The following is a 20,585-nucleotide window of genomic DNA, read 5'->3' as shown; positions in this document are numbered from 1 at the left end:
TGAGGTTTTAACTATGGCTGAACGTCTGAATAATGACTTCCAGTTCATCGAGGTCGGGCGCAAGGATCCGAAGAAGAAACTGTTGCGTCAACGCAAGAAAGAGTTCGTGGAGATCTACGAACCCTTCAAACCCCAGCAGTCGGCCGACCAGGCCCACCGCTGCCTGGGTTGCGGTAACCCGTACTGCGAATGGAAGTGCCCGGTGCACAACTTCATTCCCAACTGGCTCAAGCTGGTGGCCGAGGGCAACATCCTCGCCGCCGCCGAGCTGTCGCACCAGACCAACACCCTGCCGGAAGTCTGCGGCCGGGTGTGCCCGCAGGACCGCTTGTGCGAGGGTGCTTGTACCCTCAACGACGGCTTCGGCGCGGTGACCATCGGTTCGGTGGAGAAGTACATCACCGACACCGCCTTCGCCATGGGCTGGCGCCCGGACATGTCCAAGGTCAAGCCGACCGGCAAGCGGGTCGCGGTGATCGGCGCGGGCCCGGCGGGCCTGGGCTGCGCCGACGTGCTGGTACGCGGTGGCGTGACCCCGGTGGTGTTCGACAAGAACCCGGAAATCGGCGGCCTGCTGACCTTCGGCATCCCCGAGTTCAAGCTGGAAAAGACCGTGCTGAGCAATCGTCGCGAAGTCTTCAGCGGCATGGGCATCGAGTTCCGCCTCAACACCGAGGTGGGCAAGGACGTGACCATGGAGCAACTGCTCGAAGAATACGATGCGGTATTCATGGGCATGGGCACCTACACCTACATGAAGGGCGGCTTTGCCGGCGAGGACCTGCCGGGCGTGCACGACGCGCTGGACTTCCTGATCGCCAACGTCAACCGCAATCTGGGCTTTGAAAAGTCGCCGGAAGACTTCGTCGACATGAAGGGCAAGAAGGTCGTGGTCCTCGGTGGCGGCGACACGGCGATGGACTGCAACCGCACGTCGATCCGCCAGGGCGCCAAGGCGGTGACCTGTGCCTATCGTCGTGACGAGGCGAACATGCCCGGCTCGCGCAAAGAGGTGAAGAATGCCAAGGAAGAAGGCGTGAAGTTCCTCTACAACCGCCAGCCGATCGCCATCGTCGGCGAAGACAAGGTCGAAGGCGTGAAGGTGGTCGAGACCCGTCTCGGCGAGCCGGACGCCCGTGGCCGTCGCAGCCCCGAGCCGATCCCGGGTTCCGAAGAGGTCATCCCGGCCGACGCCGTGGTCATCGCCTTTGGTTTCCGCCCGAGCCCGGCGCCGTGGTTCGAGCAGTTCAGCATCCAGACCGACAGCCAGGGCCGCGTCGTGGCGCCGGAACAGGGCCAGTACAAGCACCAGACCAGCAACCCGAAGATCTTCGCCGGTGGCGACATGGTGCGCGGTTCCGACCTGGTGGTGACGGCGATCTTCGAGGGCCGCAACGCCGCCGAAGGCATCCTGGATTACCTGGGCGTGTAAATCTGCTTGATCGGCGTCGCTCCATTCGCGGGCAAGCCTCGCTCCTACAGGAATGCCACCGGACCTGTAGGAGCGAGGCTTGCCCGCGAAGAGGCCGGCCGAATCAACACAGAATTAGCCGATGTAGTGCGCGACAAATTGACCCGATAGATAAAAGGCACGGCTCTCGCCGTGCCTTTTGCGTCGCGCTCTGAGAAAATGCCCGCACTTTTTTTCCGGATGCCGACATGACTGCCCTGAAGAACGACCGTTTCCTTCGTGCCCTGCTCAAGCAACCCGTAGACGTCACCCCGGTGTGGATGATGCGTCAGGCTGGGCGCTACCTGCCTGAATACCGCGCCAGCCGTGCCAACGCCGGTGACTTCATGAGCCTGTGCATGAACCCGGAGTTCGCCTGCGAAGTCACGCTGCAACCGCTGGACCGTTATCCACAACTGGATGCGGCCATCCTCTTCTCCGACATCCTGACCATCCCCGACGCCATGGGCCAGGGCCTGTACTTCGAAACCGGCGAAGGCCCGCGTTTCAAGAAGGTCGTCAGCACCCTGGCCGATATCGAGGCCCTGCCGATCCCGGATCCGCACAAGGACCTGGGCTATGTGATGGACGCGGTCAGCACCATCCGCCGCGAGCTTAACGGCCGCGTGCCGCTGATCGGCTTCTCCGGCAGCCCCTGGACCCTGGCCACCTACATGGTCGAGGGCGGCTCGTCGAAGGACTTCCGCAAGACCAAGGCGATGCTCTACGACAACTCGCAAGCCATGCACCTGCTGCTGGACAAGCTGGCGCAGTCGGTCGTCAGCTACCTCAACGGCCAGATCAAGGCCGGCGCGCAAGCGGTGCAGATCTTCGACACCTGGGGCGGCAACCTGTCGGCAGCGGCCTACCAGGAGTTCTCCCTGGCCTACATGCGCAAGATCGTCAGCGGCCTGATCCGCGAGCACGAAGGGCGCAAGGTGCCGGTGATCCTGTTCACCAAGAATGGCGGCCTGTGGCTGGAAAGCATTGCCGACGCCGGTGCCGACGCCCTGGGCCTGGACTGGACCTGCGACCTCGGCGAAGCGCGCCGGCGGGTCGGCAACAAAGTCGCCTTGCAAGGCAACATGGACCCGACGGTGCTCTACGCCAAGCCGGAAGCGATCCGTGCCGAAGTCGGGCGCATCCTTGCCAGCTACGGCAAGGGCAGCGGCCATGTGTTCAACCTTGGCCACGGCATCACCCCGGAAGTCGACCCGGAGCACGCCGGCGCTTTCCTGCGCGCGGTGCACGAACTGTCGGCGCAGTATCACCAGTGATCGCGACCCGATAACCAGGTCCGGCATTCGCCGGGCCTTTTTTTTGCCTCTGCACACAGTCACGGGAAACGGCCTGGCGGATTAAGTTTCAATTCAGCCTGACTGGTTAATCTGGCGCTATCGAAACCCACATTGGATCACTGCCATGAAAACCCGTTACCTCGTTCTGTTGCTCGCTCCGCTGTTCAGCACCGCCGCCCTGGCTGTCGGCTACACCGGCCCTGGCGCCCAGGCCGTCACCAGCGTCGCGGCGGCCAACGATGCCGCGGACGATACGCCGGTGGTGTTGCAGGGCCATGTGGTCAAGAAGCTGAACAATGACGACAAGTACGAATTCAAGGATGCCAGCGGCACCATCACCGTCGAGATCGACGACGAAGACCTGCCGCCAGTGGCGTTCAACGAGAAGACCCAGGTCAGGCTGACCGGTGAGGTCGAGAAGGGGTTGATGAAGCGTGAGATCGACGTCGACCTGGTGGAGATCGTCAAGTAAGCCGATCGACAGTCTTCAGCTATCGCCATGCCGGCGACCGGCCCCTGCATATGGATCGCGGGGGTTGGTCGCCGGCATGTTGGTTTGCGACTACCGAGTGGCCAATGGCGGCAGTTTGGCCAGCTTCAACGCCACCAGCAGCGCCACCACCAGCAGGGCGCTGATAAACAGGCCGATGCCGTTCCACCCGGCCATGTGCCAGAACACCCCGCCCGCCGTCCCGGCGATGCTCGACCCGGCGTAATAGCTGAACAGGTACAGCGATGAGGCCTGGCCCTTGGCCTTGAGGGCGCGCCGGCCGATCCAGCTGCTGGCGACCGAGTGGGCGCCGAAGAAGCCGAACGTGAAGATCAGCATGCCGATGATCACCACCGGCAACGCGCTGAGCATGGTCAGGGCGAGGCCGGCGAGCATCAGCGAGATGGTGGCCCAGAGCATTTTGCGCCGCCCCAGGCGGTCGGCCAGGGCACCGATTTTCGCCGAGCTGTAGATCCCCGACAGGTACACCACCGACAGCAGGCCAACGAAGGCCTGATCCATGTGATACGGCGCGGCCAGCAGGCGATAGCCGATGTAGTTGAACAGCGTGACGAACGCGCCCATCAGCACGAAGGCTTCGAGGAACAGCAGCGGCAGGCCGGCGTCGCGAAAGTGCATGACGAAGCCGTCCAGCAGGCTGCGCGGGTGCAGCGAGCGGGCGCGGAAGTTGCGCGATTCGGGGAGGATTCTCCAGAACACCGCCGCCGCGATCAGCGCCAGACCACCGATCACCAGCATCGCCGTGTGCCAGCTGACGAAGTCGATCAGCACCCCGGTGATCAGGCGTCCGCTCATGCCGCCAATGGCGTTGCCACCGATGTACAGGCCCATGGCCAGGCCGATGTGCTGTGGGTGGATCTCTTCGCTCAGGTAAGTCATCGCCACCGCCGCCAGGCCGCTCAGGGACAGCCCTACCAGCGCGCGCATCAGCAGCACCCCGTGCCAGCTCGGCATCAGGGCGCTGGCGAGGGTGCACAGCGCGGCGGCGAACAGGGCGGCCACCATCACCGGCTTGCGGCCGATGCGGTCGGAAATCGGCCCCGTGACCAGCAGACCGATGGCCAGCAGGCCGGTGGCGACCGAGAGGATCAGGCTACTCTGCGCGGCGTTGATGGAAAATTCCCGGGACAGCAGCGGCATCATCGGTTGTACGCAGTAGAGCAGGGCGAAGGTGGCGAAACCGCCGCTGAACAGCGCCAGCACCGTGCGCATGAACATCGGCGTGCCTTTTTCGATGTAGACCTCGTTCAGTTGCGCGACGACCTCATCGAGGGCGGAGGGAGGGAGTTCGTGGGCGAGTGGAGCGACAGCGGTTTTCACGGGGGACCTCGGGGGGAGCGCGGCCGGTCAGGCAATGGAAAAAAGCATATAGCTGGCTAATGTTTCTTTCCAATATATTGTTCGACCTGATTGATATGTTTTACGACCTAATTAGGCGATCATGGAATTGCGTCACCTGCGTTACTTCATCGCGGTGGCCGAAGAGCTGCATTTCGGCCGCGCCGCCCAGGTCCTGGGCATCTCCCAGCCGCCCTTGAGCCAGCAGATCCAGGTGCTGGAGCAGGAGGTCGGCGCGCGTTTGTTCGAGCGTACCAATCGCCGGGTCGAGCTCAGCGAGGCCGGCAGGCTGTTCCTGGATGAGGCACGACAGGTGCTGGCCCAGGTCGACAAGGCCGCGGATGTGGCCCGTCGGGCGCAGTTGGGGGAGCTGGGCGAGCTGAAAATCGGCTTCACCTCGTCGGCACCTTTCAACTCGAGCATCCCCCAGGCGATCTTCGCCTTTCGCCAGCGCTTTCCCGACGTGCACCTGAAGCTGCGCGAGATGAGCAGCACCCAGGTGGCCGAGGCGCTGCTGGACGAGTCGATCCAGGTCGGGATCATGCGGCCGTTGCCGCTGCCGGATTCCCTGAGCGTGGTGGAGTTGCTGCGCGAACCGCTGGTAGCGGTGCTGGGCTCCAAGCACCCGCTGGTGGCCGGCAGCGAAGCCGGCCTGGCGCTGTCGGCCCTGGCCCACGAGCCCTTCGTGTTCTTCCCGCGCAGCTACGGCAGCGGCCTGTACGCGCAGTTGCTGACCCTGGCCCGGGATGTCGGCTTCACCCCGCACTTTGCCCAGGAAGCGGGCGAGGCCATGACCATCATCGGCCTGGTGGCGGCGGGGCTGGGTGTCTCGGTGTTGCCGGCGTCCTACCAGCGCATGCGCATCGACGGCGTGGTCTACCGACCGCTGCTGGACCCCGAGGCGGTCTCGGCGGTGTGGCTGGCGCAGCGCACCGACCAGCGCTCGCCAATGGCCAAGGCCTTTGTCGAACTGCTGACCCGCAAGGCCGAGTTGTAAGTGAAAGGGCGCCGAAAGGCGCCCTTTGTCGTTTCCGGGGGAGGGAAACTGTGGATCAGGTCATGCCGATCTCACCGGCAGGCGCCTTACTCCACCTTCGCCAGGTCGCCGCGCAGCGCGACGCCTGCCATCAGGGCGCCCGCGTGGCATTCGTAGGTTTTCGCGTCCTTGCGCTCGTTGCTCTTGTAGAAGCTGGCGATGTCGGTCACGGCATTGGCGCCGACTTTCTTGGCTGCCTGGTGCAGGGTGATCAGCGCCGATTGCAGGACCCATTCGCAGGCCACTTCGTCGCTCTTGTTGAAGGCATTGGTCTTCTTGTTGGTGACCGCGCCGGCGCTGACCACCGTGACCTTGCCGGCTGGCTTGTTACCGGCCAGGTAGAACTTCACGCTGCCGTCGATCTTGCCGGTGCTGATGGCTTCGGCGACGACCTTGTCGAACGGCAGGTACAGCGCGGTATCACGGGCCTGGCTGACGCCGGGCAGGGTGCAGAGCAGCAGGGTGGCGGCAGCGGCCAGGGTCTTCAGTTGCATGGTGGTCTCCTTGACATAGAAAGGGGGGCGGCGGCTGGCGCTCAATTAGGCGCGGCAACCGCCTGGGCCGAGCTGGACAGCTGTTGCGCGGTCCGCTCGTTCTGGTTGTCCTTCAGCTCGCGCAGGATGCCCTTGTCCAGCAGGCGCACCCAGCGGATGTAGTTCTTGTGGATCTTGCCGTCCGCGTAGTTCATGCCACGGCTGTCGCGGTAGAGGATCTTGTAGTGAGTCGGTGTGTACTGGATGTCGATTTCCACGTGGTACTGCTCGCGCACGGTGATCTCGGCCTGGATCAGCTCCGGGCTGATGCGCTGCACGGTCCACTTGCGGGCGACCAGGTTTTTCAGGATCGCCTGTTTCATTTCCTCGTGGTCGGCCTTGAGGGTGGCGGGCAGGACCCGGTCCGGGGTGTACATGCGCTTGCTGGTGCACGAGACACAGGTCAACAGGGCCAGCACGATCAGGCATGCGCGAAGCAGGGAAGACATTCCATTTTCTCCGGGGAGTAACGTCATTGAGGCCAGCGGCGGAAAATCAGCGAAGTGTTGACGCCGCCAAAGGCAAAGTTGTTGTTCATCACGTACTCGCAGCTCATCTGCCGGAATTCGCCGCGCAGGTAATCCAGCTCGCCGCAGCGCGGGTCCACCGTGTCGAGGTTGAGGGTGTGCACGTAGAGGTCGCGGTTGAGCATCTCGATGCTGAACCAGGACTCCAGCGCGCCACAGGCTCCCAGGGTGTGGCCGAGGAAACTCTTCTGCGAACTGATGGGCATCCGGCTGCCGAACAGGCTGCTGGTGGCCAGTGTTTCGGCAATGTCGCCCTGTTCTGTAGCGGTGCCGTGGCCGTTGACGTAACCGATGGCCGAAGGCTCGAGGCTGGCGTCTTCCAGGGCCAGCTCCATGGCCCGGCGCATGGTGGCCTGCTCCGGACGGGTGGTGTGCTGGCCGTCGGCGTTGCTGCCGAAGCCGACGATCTCGGCATGGATATGCGCGCCACGGGCCAGGGCGTGCTCCAGCTCTTCGAGCACCAGCATGCCGCCGCCCTCGCCGATCACCAGGCCGTCGCGGTCGCTGTCGTAGGGCCGCGGGCTGGTGTGCGGGGCATCGTTTTTCAGGCTGGTGGCGTAGAGCGCGTCGAACACCATGGCTTCGGTCGGGCACAGCTCTTCGGCGCCGCCGGCGAGCATCAGCGGCAGGCGGCCGAACTTGATCGCCTCATAGGCGTAGCCGATGCCCTGGCTGCCGCTGGTGCAGGCGCTGGACGTCGGGATCAGCCGGCCGGTGAGGCCGAAGAAGATGCTGATATTGGCCGCGGTGGTGTGCGGCATCATGCGCACGTAGGAGTTGGCGTTGAGGCCTTCGGCCACCGAGTTCAGCAACATGTTGCCGAATGCCTTGATCTCGTCGGTGCTGCCGGTGGACGAGCCACAGGCCACGCCCATGCGCCCATCCTTGATCGACTCGTCGCCCAGCAGGCCGGCATCGGCCAGGGCTTGCTCGGCGGCACCCACCGCGAGCCGCGACACCCGGCCCATGCTGCGCAGCTGCTTGCGGGTCCAGTGCGCCGGTACCTTGAAGTCGTCCACGGGGCCGGCCAGGCGGGTATTGAGCTCGCTGAAGCGATCCCATTCGTCCATCCGGCGAATGCCGCTGCGGTTGGCGCCGAAGTTGGCGACGATGGTGTCCCAGTCGCTGCCCAGCGAAGTGATGCCGGCCATGCCGGTGACGACCACACGTTTCATCAGACCAGGCCTCCGTTGACCGCCAGCACCTGGCGGGTGATGTAGGCGGCCTCGGCGGACATCAGGAAGTTCACCGCGCCGGCGACTTCTTCCGGGGTGCCCATGCGCTGGGCCGGGATCATCTTCAGCAGCTCGTCCACCGGCACGTTCTCGTCGAGCATGGCGGTGTCGATCAAGCCTGGCGCCACGCAGTTGACGGTGATCTTGCGTTTGCCCAGCTCGATGGCCAGGGCCTTGGCCGCGCCGATCAGGCCGGCCTTGGAAGCGCTGTAGTTGACCTGGCCACGGTTGCCGACCTGCCCGGACACCGAGGCGATGCAGACGATGCGCCCGGCCGCGCGGCGCCGGATCATCGGCATGATCAGCGGGTGCAGCACGTTATAGAAACCGTCGAGGTTGGTACGCAGCACGGTGTCCCAGTCGTCTTCGCTCAGGGCCGGGAACGCGCCGTCGCGGGTCAGGCCGGCGTTGAGCACCACGCCGTAGTAGGCGCCATGGGCTTCCACGTCGGCTTCGAGAGCGGCCTTGCAGCTGGCGCGGTCGGTCACATCGAATTGCAGGATGCGCGCCTGGCGCCCCAGGGCCTCGACTTCGGCCTGCACGGCCTCGGCTTCGCCGCGGCCACTGCGGCAATGCAGGATCAGGTCATAGCCGGCTTGGGCCAGGCGCAGGGCGATGGCACGGCCGATACCGCGGCTGGAGCCGGTGACCAATATGGATTCAGTCATGGCTGGACTCCTGTTGATAAAGCGGATGATTCGTTCAGGTAGCTGTCCGCCTGTGGCGGACAGAACACGTTGAGGCGGGCGACGGCCTGAATGCCAGGGGCACTCAGGTGGCATTCGAATACGCCCATGCCGTTGTCGTCTTGCAGGGAGCGCAAGGCGTGAATCTGCAGTTCGCTGCCGGCGGGGAAGTGTTCCACATTGCATTCGAACTTGCGCGTGCCGAGCAGGAACCCCAGCTCGACAGCCTGGCCTTTCTGGCGCGCATGGCAACCGGCGTAGGCGGCGACGCTCTGGGCCATCAGCTCGATGCCGACCCAGGCCGGCAGGCTGCCGTCGGCACGGTTGAACAGGCCATCGGGCTTGACGGTGAGGCGGGTGCGGATCTGCTCTTCATCGAACCCCAGGACCTGATCGATCAGGATCATGTCGCCCGCGTGGGGCAGCAGTTCGGCGAGCGGCCAGTCAATCATGGGGCGTCTCCGATAATCAGGCTGACGTTGTTGCCGCCGAAGGCAAAGGAGTTGCTCATCAGGCAGCGCGGAGCGTTCTGCTCCAGACGTGTGGTGGCGGTGACCCAATGCAGCGGCGGCAGTTGCGGGTCGGCCTGGGCGTCCCAGACATGGGGCGGCAGGGCATGTGCGGCGTTGTCGCTGGACAGGCTCAGCCAGCAGAACGCCGCTTCCAGGGCCCCGGCCGCGCCCAGGGTATGGCCGCTCATGGGTTTGGTCGACGAGCAAGGCACACCGGCCGGGAACAACTGGTCGACCGCCAGGCTTTCCATGGCGTCGTTGTGCTGGGTGGCCGTGCCATGCAGGTTCAGGTAGCCGATCTGTGCGGCGTGCAGGCCGGCGTTGTGCAAGGCCTTCTGCATGGCTTGCAGGGCGCCGCGGCCACTGGGTTCGGGGGCGGAAATATGGTGCGCGTCGGAGCTGGCGCCGCCGCCGAGCAAGGCGATCGGTTGCGCGCCGAGGGTTTCCTTGCTCATCAGGAACAGCACGGCGGCTTCGCCGATATTGATGCCGTCGCGGTTGACCGAGAACGGATTGCAGCGCTGCGCGGACACTGCCTCCAGGGCCGAGAAGCCGTTGAGGGTCAGCTTGCACAGGCTGTCGACGCCACCGCACAGCACCGCGTCGCACAGGCCCAGGTCGAGCAGGCGGCGGGCGCTCATCAGCGCCCGGGCGCTGGAGGTGCAGGCGGTGGAAATCACATAGGCCGGGCCACTGAGGTCGAGCCAGTCGGCGAGAAAATTCGCCGGCGCGCCGAGTTCCTGCTGCCGGTAGTCGTAATCGGCCGGGAAGTGCCGGTCGCGCAGGTAATGGGCGATGCCGCGGCTGGCTTCGTCGATGCCCGAGGTGCTGGTGCCGAGGACGATACCGATGCGGCTGTGGCCGTAGCGGGCGATGGCCTGGTCGATGTCGCCACGGATCTGCAGGGCGGCCTCCAGCAGCAGCTGGTTGTTGCGGCTGCCCTGCTGCCCCAGCGGCGGCGGAATGCTCGCCAGCGGCCCCTGGACGGCGGCGACGGGCACGCTGCGCTCCGGCACCCAGCCGGCTTCGGCGCGCATGCCGGAGCAGTCGCCGGCAAACAGGCTGCGGGCCACTTGCTGTTTGTCGCGCCCAAGGGCACAGATCACCCCGAGGGCATTCAGGTAGGCCGTCATGAGGCGTTCTCGGCGGTCAGCGGGCTGATGTGGTAGTGCAAGCCACGAGGCAACTCCAGACGGAAATCCAGAGCCTGGCGATAGCGGACCTGCCAGTGCGGGACGAGGTCACGCTGCGCGCCGTGCTGCCGGGCGGCTGGATAATTATCTCGCAGTTCGCCCGCGGGCGTCAGGGCGAACAGCAATGCGGCGAACAGTTCGCGGGCCTCCGGGTTCGGCGGCAACAGGCCGTCGGCCTGCCAGCGACCGGCGATCAATTGCTGGCGCGCCAGGGGAATGCCCAGCGGGTCGATCAGCGACCAACGGATGCCCGGCCCTTCGGCCTGGATCACCAGCAGCCAGTCCTGGCGCTGCCCGGCCTGTTGCCGCTCGACGTGCAGTTGCAGCGGCAGGGCCAGGCTCGGGGTTTTCTCGGGCAGCGGCGGCTGGCTGGCGCAGGCGCTCAGCAACAGCAGGCAGCCGACGAGCAGGGCACGGATCATCCAGCAGCACCTTCGTGCAGGGGTTTGCGGGCAACCACATTGACCAGGGTTTCTTCCCGTTGGCCAAAGGGTTTCGGGCGGCGCAGGCCGAAGCGTTCGAGCAGCCCGAAATCCTTGGCACGGCTCCACCACAGATAGGGATAAGACACATTGCGCGGGGTGAATTCAAAACCCTGTCGGCGGATCATTTCCAGGTACTGCGCGGCGCTTTTCTGCACATGCATCGGGTGGCGGAACAGCCAGCGGATTACCCAGGTGTCGATGTAGGCCTCGGTGGATTCGGCGAACAGCAGGTAACCGCCCGGCTTGAGCACGCGATAGAACTCGACCAGGGCTTTTTCCTGTTCCACCAGGTGGTGAAAGGTCTGGTGGCAGAACAGCAGGTCGACGCTGGCATCGGCCACGTCCAGGGTCGCGCAGTCGCTGCCGATCAGCTCGACCTGCAAGCCCTGGTGCGCCGCTTCTTCGCTGCTGAGCCTGAGGCTGTGCGGGTCGGCGTCCAGGCCGATCAGGCGCCGCGGGGCGAACACCTGGCGCAGGTACTGGAACGACTTGCCCTGGCCGCAGCCGGCATCCAGCAGCACCGGGTTGCTCGGCGGCTGGTTGTCGAACAGGCGGCGCAGGTCGTTGATCGCCACCCGCAGCACATGGTGCTGCCAGGTATGGCTGCGCAGGAACCAGAAGCCGAAGCGGGTTTCCTCGACGTAGCTGGCGCTCAGGTACTGCGGCTGGGCGTCGCTCATGGAGCCTCCATGGCGCAGATTTCCGAGAGCATGCGCAGCCGGCGCTTGGGTTCGCTGACGAACGGGTTGCGTTCGTCCCAGGCATAACCGGCGAGGATCGAACTGATCATCCGGCGAATTTCCGGCGAGCTGCCCGGGTGGTAGATCACGTCCTGGAAGGTGCCGGCGTACCAGCCTTCGACGTAGCAGCGGAAGGTGTCGACGCCGCGCTTGAGGGGGGTGGCGAATTCGCTTTCCCAATCCACGCTTTCGCCCTGCAACTGCCGATGCAGCACGGCGGCGGCCATGCTCGCCGAACGCATGGCGATGGTCACGCCGGAGGAGAACACCGGGTCGAGGAATTCCGCGGCGTTGCCCAGCAGCGCGAAGCCCGGGCCGTGCAGGGTCTTGACGTTGGCCGAGTAGCCGCCGATGGCCCGCGCCGGGGTGTCCCAGACGGCGTTGTGCAGGACCTTGGCCAGGCTCGGGGTTTCCTCGATGAAACCGCGCAGGCACTGGTCCAGGTCGTCGCCACGACCGTCGAAATGCTCCTTGGCCGCCACCACACCGACCGAGCAGCGCCCGTTGCTGAACGGGATGGTCCAGAACCACACGTCGCGTTTGCTGGGGTGAGTGGTGATGAGGATCTTTTCCCGCTCAAAGGCCGGGCTGTCGATACGGTCTTCAATGTGGGTGAACACCGCCTGGCGGACCGGGAAGTTCGAGGGCGCCTCCAGGTCCAGCAGACGTGGCAGCACGCGGCCGTAGCCACTGGCGTCGAGGACGAAGTCCGCTTCCACGCGGTACTCGCTGCCGTCTTCGCGCAGGACCTGCAGCTGCGGCCTGGCCAGGTTGAAGTCGGCGCTGACGATGGCCTCGCCATAACGCAGTTCAACGCCTTGCAGGGCGGCCTGATCGGCCAGCAGCTTGTCGAAGTCGGCGCGTTGTACCTGAAAGGTGGTGGGCTTGCCCTCGCTGAAGGTGTCGCCGAAATCAAAAGCGCTGTAGCGCTCGCCCCAGGCGAACGCGGCGCCGTTCTTGCGCTGGAAGCCCGCGGCGTTGACCGCCTCGAGCATGCCGGCCTCTTCGACGAAATCCAGGCAGTGGGACAGCAGGCTTTCACCGATCGAAAACCGTGGGAAATGCTGGCGCTCGACGATCAGCACGTCGTGGCCTTTGCCCTTGAGCAGCGCGGCGGCGATGGCGCCCGATGGGCCAGCGCCGATCACCACAATCTGGCGGCGTTCCATTTCAACTGTTGGCACTGGGGCTCCTTGCCGGTTCGGCGATGTTCTGATTCAAAGGGACCAAAGGTGTTCGGTGCAGCCCGGCCAGGGCCGGCATCAGGGTGGCGATCAGGCCCATGAGCATCAGCGCGAAGTACAGCGCCGGGCTGATCAGCTGTTGTTGCAGCAGCAGGTTGAGAAAGACGATCTCGCTCAGCCCGCGAATGTTCAGCAGCAGGCTTTCCCGCCAGCGGCTGGCGCCCTTGAAGGAGGCGCCGGCCCAGCCCAGGCCGAGCCAGTTGCCGAGCAGCTTGCTGGCAATCGGCAACAGCAGCAAGGCCCCCAGCTGCACCCAGCCGAGGCTGTCCATGGCGCTGTGCACGTTGATCTGCACGATGCCGAACGTAAGGATCAGCGGGATGGCGATAAAGGTCTGCAAACGGCTCATCCAGGCTGCCTTTAACGGCAGCACCAGCGGCACCTTGAGGGCGGCCATGCACAGCAGGTAGCCGATGCCGAAAATCAGCGCGTTGAGCTTGTAGTGCTCGGCCACCACCAGCAGGCCGAAGAAACCCAGGCTGTGCAGCAGCGGTTGGCGCAGACCGAGGCCGCGCAGGAGCAGCGGCAGGCAGGCTCCGGCCAGTGGTAGCAGCAGGCTGCTCAGGTGCAGGCTGCCCTGGGCGATGCCGAACAGGGTCCAGCAACTGAGGTCGATGAGGATCGCGGTCTGTACCAGGCGTCGGGTGGCGAGCGGCGGGTAGTCGATGTGCCGCAGGTACAGGTACAGCACCGGAATCGCGGTAATGGCGAACAGCAGGCCGACCGCCAGGGAGCTCAGCCAGGGTTGCGCCGGCAACAGCCAGACCGCCGTGGCCAGGCCGCAGGCGAAGGGAATGGCGAAGCTCGGCAGGGCGATCTTCAGGCTCTGGCGGTCCAGGCGCAGGTCGATCACATCGCTGAGGATATGCCCCAGCAGCAGGGCGAAACTCAAGCCGTAGAGGTTCTTCAGCCAGGTTGGCGAGACCAGTTGGGCGCCACTCAGCTGCCAGTGTGGTTCGATCCAGAACAGCATCAGCAGCGGCAGGCCGAAGGTCGCCAGCAGCAACTGGCTGACGATCGGGATCAGGCCAAAACGGCTGCCGATACGGGTGGCGAGCGCGAACAGCAGCAGCGCCATGAGCCAGAACAGGGCGGTCATCACAGGACGGGCTCCGTAACGGGCTGGCGATGGCGCTGGCGACCGGCCCAGGGCGCCAGGATAAAACTGAAGGCCAGGCCCAGGCTCACCGACAAGCCGAAGTTGCTGACCGCCGGGGTGCTGGAGATCGCCAGCAGGCCGAACGACAGCCAGGTGGTCAGCGCTGCAAGTAAGGTGCCGAGCAGGCTCACGGCGGCCCCGCCGACCTGTTCGCGCATGAGGATGGCGTAGTCGACGCTGATGGCGGTCACCAGCAACAGGCCGAACAGGCTGAACAGGGTCAGCGGTTGCCCCAGCCAGCCCAGGCTGGCGAGGCTGCACAGGGCTGCCAGCAGCGGCAGGGCGACAAGGCGCAGGGCGCCACCGAGGCCGAACGGCAGGATCAGCAGCAAGACGATCAGCCCGCAGGAAGCGAGCTTGAGCTCGGCGGCGCTGACCTGGGTGGCGGCGAACACTTGGTTCAGCTCGCCCAGGCGGTCCACCAGTTGTACCCCCGGCAGATCCTGCGCCTGTATCCGCAGCAACTGCGGGTTGTTCAGCCCCTGCAGGCTGACCATCGCCGCCACGCCGTTATCGGTGGGGCCTAGCCACAGGGTGCGGTAAGGCTCGGCCAGCGGGCCTTGCAGGGCGCTGTCGATGTCTTCGTTGGGCAGCGCGCGCAATTGCGCGAGTTCCGCGTTCAGGGCCGCCACCGGGACTCCGAGATCCAGCAGCGGCTGCCAGTGCCGCGGCAGCGCGTCCAGGGCCTGGCGCAGGCGCTGTTGCTCGCTGGGCAGGCTTACCAGCTGGTTGAGCGACAGGTAGCCCTGGAGTTTCTCCAGGTTGACCAGTTGCTCCAGGCGCTCGCTCAGGGCGCCGAGGCGTTCGAGTAGCTGTGGCTGATCGGCGCCGCGCACCAGGAAGAACTGGCTGGTGGGCTGGTAGCCGGTGATCCGCGCAATGGCCTGGGCTTCGTTGAGCAGTTGTGGCGGCGCTCCGATCCACTGGCGGATATCGTTTTTGCTCTCCAGCTGCCACAGGCCGCCGGCGCAGAAGGCGATCACCAGCGCCAGCAGCCAGGGGCTGGACACGCGCTTGAGCAATTGCGTGCGCAGGTTCAGCAGCCACTCGGCTACGCGCAGCGGCCATTGCGCCGGTTGCAGTTCGACGCCGCGCAGCAGCGCCGGCAACAGGCACACCGCGCTCAGGTAGGCGCCCAGCAACCCGGCGGCGGAGAACACGGCGATCTGGGTCAGGGCCGGGAACGGCGTCCAGGCCAATGCCAGGTAGCCGATGCAACTGGTGGCCAGGCTCAGGCTCAGCCCCGGCAGGGTCAGGCGCAGCGCCGGCCAGCTGTGCCAGGGACGCAGGCTCCAGCTCTTGGACAGGTAGTGCAGTGGGTAGTCGACGGCGACGCCGATCAGGCTCGAACCCAGCACCAGGGTCATCACGTGCATATGGCCGAAGAGGGCGACGCAGGCCACCGCGCCGAACAGCATGCCCACCAGCACCGGCACGAACGCCAGCAACACCCGCCAGCGCCGGAAAGCCAGCAACAGCAGCAGGAGGATGCCGACGGTGGCACCGCCGCCGACCCAGGTGATCTCGCGGGAGGCCTGTTGCTGGCCGTTGGCGGCGTAGAGCAGGCCGCTGGCGGCCAGCAACTGGACGTCGGCCTGGGCGGCCTGTTCGCGGCTGTGCTGGAGCAGGGTCGCCACCTGCAGCGGCAGTTGCATGTCAAAGGCGTTGCCGGTGGTGCGTGCTCGCAGCAGCACCCAGCTCTTGCCGTCGGCATCGGCGACCAGGGTGCCGCTGCCGATGTCCAGTTGCACCGCGCCACGTTGCGGCTGGCTGTTCTGGATGCGTCCGGTCAGGCCCAGCCAGTCGTCCTGGCTCGGGACCAGGCTGAAACTGCTGAAGGGGTCGAACAGCGCCTGGACGCGTTGCTGGATAAAAGCGTCGGGGTGCTCGATCAACTGCTGGCGGTCGGCGGCGCCAAGCATCGCCAGGCGCCCTTGCAGCAATTGCGTGCGCAGCGCCGGCAGGTCGGCCTGCAGGTTCCACTGGACTTTCTCGAACAGCCCGCTGGCCTGCCATTGCTCACCCAGGCGCTGGGCCATGGCGATGGCCTGCTGGCGCTCGGCGTGGCCCACCAGCACCAGCATTTCGCGGTTCAGCGGCTCCTGCATGCGTTGCTCGGCCTTGAGCTCCAGGGCATCGGGGTCGGTGCCCGGCACCAGCTCCATGAGGTTGGCCGACAGCGGCGCGCCATGACGCCATTGCCAGCCGGCCAGGGCCAGCACGGCCACCAGCAGGAGCAGGAACAGCCGCGGCCACCAGCGCTCACTCGGCAAAGTCATGTTGCTCCGCGTCGCTCAACGGCTGGTTGCTGATGCTGTCGTGCATCTGCAGCACGGTGCTGTCGCCCTGGGTTTCCAGCAGCTCGATGCGCTGCACCAGTTCGCCACCGTCGATGTTGATCTGGTTGAACACCTGCTTGAGCAGCAGCGAACGTGGGGTCAGGGTCAGTTTCCAGGCCTTGGCGTCGCCGGCCAGGGCCAGCTCGAAGTCCCGTTGCAGGCCGCTGCTGTCGCCTTGCAGCACGGCGAGGAACAGGCGGTTCTGTTCGGCCCCGGCGCTCTTGTTCGGCAGCATTTGCCAGCCGCTGCCCTCCCGGCGGGCGATGCCTTGGCCGGTGATGCGGTAGTCCTGTTGCAGCGGTGTTTTCAGCAGCCACAGCAGGCCATGGTTTTTCGCCAGGACGAAGCTGCCCTTGCTGGTCAGCGGCTGGGGCAGGGCGCGCAGGTGTTTCTCCTGGACGAAGCTGCCGTGGATCACCTCGGGCTTGGCCAGCTGGTCGCTGAGCTGTTGCAGGTCGAAGGCATTGGCCAGGCCCGGCATCCCCAACAGCACGAACACTGTAGGAGCGAGCTTGCTCGCGAAAGAACGCAGAGCACCGCGGGGTGACAGGTAACGTGCGTAATGATTGACGATTTTCGCGAGCAAGCTCGCTCCTACAGGAAGTGGACGCGTCATGGCAGCGATCTCTCGACGGCATCGGTGAACACCTTGGGCGAGGCCAGTTGCATCTCGCGGCTGGCGATCTCCACCGCCACCTGCACCGAGCTGGCGCGGGTCAGGCGTTCGCCGGTTTCCAGGTCGCTGATCAGGTAGTTGATCTTCAGGCGGTTTTCCCACTCCACCAGGCTGGCGCGGACCTTGAGCTTCTGGCCGAACACTGCGCCGCGCACATAACGCAGTTGCAGGTCGATCACCGGCCAGGCGTAGCCGGAATCGCGCATCTGCTGGTAGTTGTGGCCGAGCTTGTCGAGCAGGGCGCAGCGCGCCACTTCCAGGTACTTCACGTAATGCCCGTGCCAGACCACATGCATGGTGTCGACGTCGAAAAACGGCACCTGGATCTCAGTGTCCGCGTGCAGCACGCCCCGACTACGCATGCAGCCTCCAGTGTTGCTCGGCAATGCGTTGCAGGCACAGGCGCAGTTCGCCTTCCAGGGCGCGGTCCTCGATCACCGGCGGGAAGTCCTTGGCCAGCTCTTGGTGCATGGCGGCCAGGGCCGGCGGCAACGGCCGCGCGTCCTCGGCCCGGCCGCGCAGCCAGACGCCCTGGTTGGCGGCCAGCAGGGTAGCGGCGGCGACCTGTTCGGTCAGCTCCAGCACGCGGATTGCATCGCGGGCGGCGATGGTGCCCATGCTCACCTTGTCCTGGTTATGGCATTCGGTGGAGCGCGAGAACACGCTGGCCGGCATAGTGTTTTTCAGCGCTTCGGCGGTCCAGGCGCTGGTGCCGATTTGCACCGCCTTGAAGCCGTGGTTGATCATGGCGCGGTCCGCCGGGGCGCCGGACAGGTTGCTCGGCAGGCCGTGGTTGTAGCGCTCGTCCACCAGCAGCGCGAGCTGGCGGTCCAGCAGGTCGGCGACGTTGGCCACCAGGTTCTTCAGGCTGTCCATGGCGAAGGCGATATGCCCGCCGTAGAAGTGCCCGCCGTGCAGCACGCGTTCGGCTTCGGCGTCGATGATCGGGTTGTCGTTGGCGCTGTTCAGCTCGGTCTCGATGAAGCCACGCAGCCAGCCCAGGCTGTCGGCCAGCACGCCCAGCACATGGGGCGCGCAACGCAGCGAGTAGCGGTCCTGCAGGCGGTGCAACGGTGCGGTCGGCGCGTCGATGGCCAGGTCCTGGCGCAGCCAGGCGGCGACTTGCATCTGCCCCGGGTGCGGCTTGGCGGCGAACAGGCGCTCGTCGAAGTGCTCCGGGTTGCCCTGCAAGGCGACTACGTTCAGCGCGGTGATGCGCGTGGCCAGTCGCAGCAGGTAGTCGGCGCGGGCGAAGGCCAGGCAGGCCAGGCCGGTCATCACCGCGGTGCCGTTCATCAGCGCCAGGGCTTCTTTCGGGCGCAGCACCAGCGGCTCCCAGCCCAGCTCGCGGTGCACCTCGGCCGAGGTCCGGCGCTCGCCGCGGAACATCACCTCACGCTCGCCGGACAGGGTCGCGGCCACGTAGGACAACGGCGTCAGGTCGCCGCTGGCGCCCACCGAACCTTCTTCGGGGATCAGCGGCAGGATGTCGTGTTCGAGGAACGCCTGCAGGCGCTCCAGCAGTTCCACGCGCACTCCGGACACGCCATGGCACAGCGACTGCAAGCGCGCCGCCAGTACCGCGCGGGTGGCTTGCGCGTCCAGCAGCTTGCCCAGGCCACAACCGTGGAAGGTGTACAGATGACGGGGCAGCGCCTCGACGTGCTGCAGCGGCACCGCGACCACACAGGAGTCGCCGTAGCCGGTGGTCACGCCGTAGATCACGCCTTCCTTGTCCAGCAGCGAATCGAGGAATTGCGCGCCCTTGGCGATGCGCTGGCGGAATGCGCTGTCGCCTTGCAGTCGGGTCGGCGCCTGACGGTTGGCCAGGGCCAGCACGTCTTCGATGCGCAAAGGGAGTTCGCCGAAGGTTACCGGCTCAAGCGGATGCGTCGTCATCGGTCTTCCAGAAAGGGTAAAAGTTGAACCATTGTTGGGGCGCTTCGAGGCAGTACTGGCCCAGGCGCTCGGCGTAGCGGGCAGTCCACTGGGCGATGACCTGTTCGCGGTCGCTGCGCTTCCACGCCACGGCCTCGGTGAAGGGTTCGAGGAACACTCGATAGCGGCCATTGTTCTTCAGGCACAGCAGCAGGTTGACCGGGCATTTCAGCAGGCCCGCCAGCAGCCACGGCCCTTGTGGGAAGGGGGCCGGATGGCCGAGGAAATCCACCCGTACGTTGCGCCCGCCATGCAGCGGTACACGGTCGCCGGCAATCGCCAGCCACTCACCGCGATCCAGGCGCTGGCTCAGTTGCAGCATGACCGCCGGATCCAGCTCGCTGACCTGGATCAGCCGCAGGTTGGTGGCCCCGGCCTCGCCCAGCAGGCGATTGAAACGCTCGGCGTGCTTGGTGTGCACCAGCACGTTCATGGTGACCTTTTCGCCCAGCTCGGCCAGGGCGCGGCAGACTTCCAGGTTGCCCAGGTGCGCGCCCACCAGCATCTGTCCGCGGGTGCCGCGCAACTGGTCGCGCAGCCGGGCCGGGTCGACGATCTCGATCTGTTCCAGGCGCAGCTTGCCGTTCCACACGTCGAGCTTGTCCAGCAGGGAATCGGCGAATGCCATGAACTGGCCGAAGACCCGCCAGTGGCTGGGACGCAGCTCGGCCTTGCCGCTCCAGTCGGCCAGGCGCTGCTGGTACAACCAGGCGCTGCGGCGGGCACCGCGGCCGAACAGGAAGAAATAGAACACGATGATGTACAGCACCGGGCTCAACACCCGGCGCCCGAGCACGCGCACGCCGAAGGCGGTGAGCTTCATCAGCCAGAAGCTGCCGCGCTCTTTGTGCTCGGCCCAATGTTGCTTGTCCTGCTTGTCGTGTAGCGCCGTCATGCTTGCCACCGTCGCCAGAGGATCAGCGGCGCGCGCAGCAACATGCCGAAGAACAGCCGGGCGTGCATGCTGGAGATCAGCAGGTTGTCGTGGAACAGGCGAAAGTGCGACAGGCCATCCGCCGGGTAACGGACCTGGGTCGGCAACCAGCGCATCGGCTGGTTGCGCCAGGCCAGGCGCACCAGGATATCGGTGTCGAAATCCATGCGCTGGCCGATCTTCACCGAGTCGATCAGCGCCAGGATGGGCGGCAGGGGGTAGACCCGGAAGCCGCACATGGAGTCGGGGATCTGCAACGACAGGGTATTGATCCAGACCCAGACGTGGGTCAGGTAGCGCGCGTAAAAACGGCCTTTGGGCACGCTGGCGTCGTACTGTGGATAACCGCAGACCAGCGCTTCGGGGTGGGTGCGGGAGGTGGCGATAAAGTTATCCACATCGCGCAGGTCGTGCTGGCCGTCGGCGTCCACTTGCAGGGCGTGGCTGAAACCCAGGCGCGAGGCTTCGCGCAGCCCGGCCATGACCGCGCCGCCCTTGCCCTGGTTGACCGCGAGCTTGACCAGGAACACCTGTTCGCGCTCGGCCAGCTGCTCCAGCACGGCGGCGCAGGCCGGGCTGCTGGCGTCGTCCACCAGCACGCAGGGCAGGCCGCTGGCGAGCAGGGCGTCGACCACCGTCGGCACGGCGGCTTCATGGTTGTAGACCGGGATCACGGCGCAGGGGTTATGCATGGGGGTTGCCTCCCGGGCGTCCGCTGCGCGGCCGATCGCAGCCTTCGGCAGCGGCTACA

General features: G+C 65.8%; 21 protein-coding genes. 4 read left to right on the top strand and 17 right to left on the bottom strand.

Going from position 1 to position 20,585, the window contains the following annotated elements; translation table 11 throughout:
• The first annotated feature begins 13 nt into the window (after window positions 1-13).
• From AC07Y9_RS07220 to AC07Y9_RS07210, 3 genes are all read left to right on the top strand, one after another.
• Window positions 14-1,432: an FAD-dependent oxidoreductase gene (locus AC07Y9_RS07220; protein ID WP_007925837.1), complete on the top strand. Its 1,419-nt coding sequence runs from the start codon at window positions 14-16 to the stop codon at window positions 1,430-1,432.
• A 227-nt stretch (window positions 1,433-1,659) separates the two neighbouring features.
• Window positions 1,660-2,727 (top strand): uroporphyrinogen decarboxylase, encoded by a 1,068-nt coding sequence (hemE, locus tag AC07Y9_RS07215; protein ID WP_102678366.1) that lies wholly within the window; start codon window positions 1,660-1,662, stop codon window positions 2,725-2,727.
• A 145-nt stretch (window positions 2,728-2,872) separates the two neighbouring features.
• On the top strand, window positions 2,873-3,220 hold the full coding sequence (locus AC07Y9_RS07210; RefSeq protein ID WP_007925834.1) for a YgiW/YdeI family stress tolerance OB fold protein: 348 nt from the start codon (window positions 2,873-2,875) through the stop codon (window positions 3,218-3,220).
• Between the two features lie 90 nt (window positions 3,221-3,310).
• On the opposite strand, the gene AC07Y9_RS07205 is transcribed toward AC07Y9_RS07210, so the two are convergent.
• Window positions 3,311-4,579: an MFS transporter gene (locus AC07Y9_RS07205; protein ID WP_102678365.1), complete on the bottom strand. Its 1,269-nt coding sequence runs from the start codon at window positions 4,577-4,579 to the stop codon at window positions 3,311-3,313.
• A 121-nt stretch (window positions 4,580-4,700) separates the two neighbouring features.
• Here AC07Y9_RS07205 and AC07Y9_RS07200 point away from each other — a divergent pair, with 121 nt between their 5' ends.
• On the top strand, window positions 4,701-5,594 hold the full coding sequence (locus AC07Y9_RS07200; protein ID WP_102678364.1) for a LysR family transcriptional regulator: 894 nt from the start codon (window positions 4,701-4,703) through the stop codon (window positions 5,592-5,594).
• An 86-nt stretch (window positions 5,595-5,680) separates the two neighbouring features.
• On the opposite strand, the gene AC07Y9_RS07195 is transcribed toward AC07Y9_RS07200, so the two are convergent.
• From AC07Y9_RS07195 to AC07Y9_RS07120, 16 genes are read right to left on the bottom strand one after another with little or no spacing between them, the layout of a single operon-like run.
• Window positions 5,681-6,127: a hypothetical protein gene (locus AC07Y9_RS07195; RefSeq protein ID WP_007925830.1), complete on the bottom strand. Its 447-nt coding sequence runs from the start codon at window positions 6,125-6,127 to the stop codon at window positions 5,681-5,683.
• A 41-nt stretch (window positions 6,128-6,168) separates the two neighbouring features.
• Window positions 6,169-6,615 carry a hypothetical protein gene (locus AC07Y9_RS07190; protein ID WP_102678363.1) on the bottom strand — a complete coding sequence of 149 codons (447 nt, stop codon included), beginning with the start codon at window positions 6,613-6,615 and terminating at the stop codon, window positions 6,169-6,171.
• Window positions 6,616-6,638: 23 nt separating this feature from the next.
• Complete coding sequence (locus AC07Y9_RS07185) at window positions 6,639-7,868, bottom strand: beta-ketoacyl-ACP synthase (RefSeq protein WP_009041833.1); 1,230 nt, start codon at window positions 7,866-7,868, stop codon at window positions 6,639-6,641.
• The gene (gene fabG, locus AC07Y9_RS07180; RefSeq protein ID WP_007925825.1) at window positions 7,868-8,596 is read right to left on the bottom strand and encodes a 3-oxoacyl-ACP reductase FabG; all 729 of its coding nucleotides are present in this window, start codon (window positions 8,594-8,596) and stop codon (window positions 7,868-7,870) included. Before fabG ends, AC07Y9_RS07185 begins: the two co-directional genes overlap by 1 nt.
• Window positions 8,593-9,066: a hotdog family protein gene (locus tag AC07Y9_RS07175; RefSeq protein WP_053259367.1), complete on the bottom strand. Its 474-nt coding sequence runs from the start codon at window positions 9,064-9,066 to the stop codon at window positions 8,593-8,595. Before AC07Y9_RS07175 ends, fabG begins: the two co-directional genes overlap by 4 nt.
• Window positions 9,063-10,259, bottom strand: coding sequence for a beta-ketoacyl-[acyl-carrier-protein] synthase family protein (locus AC07Y9_RS07170; RefSeq protein ID WP_102678362.1), 1,197 nt, complete (start codon window positions 10,257-10,259; stop codon window positions 9,063-9,065). The genes AC07Y9_RS07175 and AC07Y9_RS07170 overlap by 4 nt, the downstream gene beginning before the upstream one ends.
• Window positions 10,256-10,741, bottom strand: a complete 486-nt coding sequence (locus AC07Y9_RS07165; RefSeq protein ID WP_007925820.1) for a DUF3261 domain-containing protein — start codon at window positions 10,739-10,741, stop codon at window positions 10,256-10,258. Before AC07Y9_RS07165 ends, AC07Y9_RS07170 begins: the two co-directional genes overlap by 4 nt.
• Entirely contained in the window at window positions 10,738-11,484 is a 747-nt protein-coding gene (locus tag AC07Y9_RS07160; RefSeq protein WP_102678361.1) for a class I SAM-dependent methyltransferase, read from the bottom strand. The genes AC07Y9_RS07165 and AC07Y9_RS07160 overlap by 4 nt, the downstream gene beginning before the upstream one ends.
• Complete coding sequence (locus tag AC07Y9_RS07155) at window positions 11,481-12,728, bottom strand: NAD(P)/FAD-dependent oxidoreductase (protein ID WP_102678360.1); 1,248 nt, start codon at window positions 12,726-12,728, stop codon at window positions 11,481-11,483. The genes AC07Y9_RS07160 and AC07Y9_RS07155 overlap by 4 nt, the downstream gene beginning before the upstream one ends.
• Entirely contained in the window at window positions 12,715-13,890 is a 1,176-nt protein-coding gene (locus tag AC07Y9_RS07150; RefSeq protein ID WP_102678359.1) for a cation:proton antiporter, read from the bottom strand. Before AC07Y9_RS07150 ends, AC07Y9_RS07155 begins: the two co-directional genes overlap by 14 nt.
• Window positions 13,887-16,226 carry an MMPL family transporter gene (locus AC07Y9_RS07145; protein WP_102678358.1) on the bottom strand — a complete coding sequence of 780 codons (2,340 nt, stop codon included), beginning with the start codon at window positions 16,224-16,226 and terminating at the stop codon, window positions 13,887-13,889. The genes AC07Y9_RS07150 and AC07Y9_RS07145 overlap by 4 nt, the downstream gene beginning before the upstream one ends.
• Entirely contained in the window at window positions 16,210-16,902 is a 693-nt protein-coding gene (locus AC07Y9_RS07140) for an outer membrane lipoprotein carrier protein LolA (protein ID WP_102678357.1), read from the bottom strand. The genes AC07Y9_RS07145 and AC07Y9_RS07140 overlap by 17 nt, the downstream gene beginning before the upstream one ends.
• Window positions 16,899-17,324 (bottom strand): acyl-CoA thioesterase, encoded by a 426-nt coding sequence (locus AC07Y9_RS07135; RefSeq protein ID WP_102678356.1) that lies wholly within the window; start codon window positions 17,322-17,324, stop codon window positions 16,899-16,901. Before AC07Y9_RS07135 ends, AC07Y9_RS07140 begins: the two co-directional genes overlap by 4 nt.
• Window positions 17,317-18,861: an HAL/PAL/TAL family ammonia-lyase gene (locus AC07Y9_RS07130; protein ID WP_087089808.1), complete on the bottom strand. Its 1,545-nt coding sequence runs from the start codon at window positions 18,859-18,861 to the stop codon at window positions 17,317-17,319. Before AC07Y9_RS07130 ends, AC07Y9_RS07135 begins: the two co-directional genes overlap by 8 nt.
• On the bottom strand, window positions 18,842-19,795 hold the full coding sequence (locus tag AC07Y9_RS07125) for a lysophospholipid acyltransferase family protein (protein ID WP_085533556.1): 954 nt from the start codon (window positions 19,793-19,795) through the stop codon (window positions 18,842-18,844). The genes AC07Y9_RS07130 and AC07Y9_RS07125 overlap by 20 nt, the downstream gene beginning before the upstream one ends.
• Window positions 19,792-20,526: a glycosyltransferase family 2 protein gene (locus AC07Y9_RS07120; protein ID WP_102678355.1), complete on the bottom strand. Its 735-nt coding sequence runs from the start codon at window positions 20,524-20,526 to the stop codon at window positions 19,792-19,794. Before AC07Y9_RS07120 ends, AC07Y9_RS07125 begins: the two co-directional genes overlap by 4 nt.
• Between the last annotated feature and the right edge of the window lie 59 nt (window positions 20,527-20,585).

The sequence above is a fragment of the Pseudomonas sp. GW456-L12 genome, assembly GCF_059424045.1.
Note: the sequence above shows the minus strand (reverse complement) of the source record. Positions and strands in the feature narration are given on the sequence as shown.